Genomic DNA, 1,097 nt, shown 5'->3' on the forward strand with positions numbered 1-1,097 from the left:
ATCACAAGCGGTTTCAAATACGCCTTGGTCCAATTGTTGATTCAACGTTGAATCCCAGAAAATACGGCGCCCTAACAGTAATTCATTTTGACCATTCAACATGGTTGCTTGGCCATTCTCGTCAAACTCAAGCACACAATGGCCCATGGTCAGAGCATGAAAACCGGCTTGCACAACGTAGGTTCCATTTACTTTGATACCATAAGGATCATCTTCACCCAAACCAATCGCAGTAAAGTCACCTTGCAAACGGTGGCTATGACCACCCACGATGATACCGATGCCTTCTACTTGCTCTGCAAGTTCTAAGTCGCCCTCGTAACCAAGGTGACTCAGTAAAATGATGTTTTTGATTCCATCATTGTGAATTTGTGCGACCGTCGCTTTCGCGGTTTCAATTGCAGTCATAAATGGCGTATCAGCGTCAGGGTTTGCTATATCGCTGATTTTATCGATGGACAAACCAGAAATAGCGACTTTTACACCGTTAAACTCTTTCACAAGGTATTGCGCACTGCGTGAATCCGGTTGATAGCTCAGTACGTTGTTACAGTCGCTTAGTCGATGCGCTTTGTTTTTTGACTCATTGGACAGATCCCAGTTGCCTGCGAGCAGCGGAAAATTTGTACGCTGACAAAATAGTGCAACCGGTTCGTTCCCCATGTCGAGCTCGTGGTTTCCCAATGCCATGGCATCAATATTCAAGGCATTCAACAAATCGGCATTCGCTTTGCCTTTAAATAAGGAGAAATAGAGCGTGCCTTGGAAGCAGTCGCCAGCATGAAGGAACAACATTCCCTGCCCTTGACGCTGTGCATCATCACGTAGCTGTTCAACTCGAGTCGCGATTCGTGAGAATCCGCCCGCACTAACATAAGGTTCTAATATGAGGTCTTTGTTGATTTTGAGTTTTAGCTGTAATGACGTTGGCTCAAAGTAGGAATGAGTGTCATTGATGTGTGCCAGTTTGATTCTTACTGGCTTATGATTTTTATTCATTTTCATCTTCTCTCTTTTCATTCCTTATAATAATAAGAAGTGAATCATGACAGAATCATGAATTTTATGAAACTGTGAATTTTTGATTTCACGTTTAC

1 protein-coding gene is annotated in these 1,097 nt (G+C 43.1%); it reads right to left on the minus strand.

The window, feature by feature from the left end:
* The coding region (locus R7D93_RS25925) for a metallophosphoesterase (RefSeq protein ID WP_318129636.1) at positions 1-1,005 on the minus strand (1,005 nt) is incomplete at its 3' end.
* Positions 1,006-1,097: the final 92 nt, after the last annotated feature.

This window comes from Vibrio sp. YT-15 (assembly GCF_033337445.1).
Taxonomy (GTDB): Bacteria; Pseudomonadota; Gammaproteobacteria; order Enterobacterales; family Vibrionaceae; genus Vibrio; species Vibrio alginolyticus.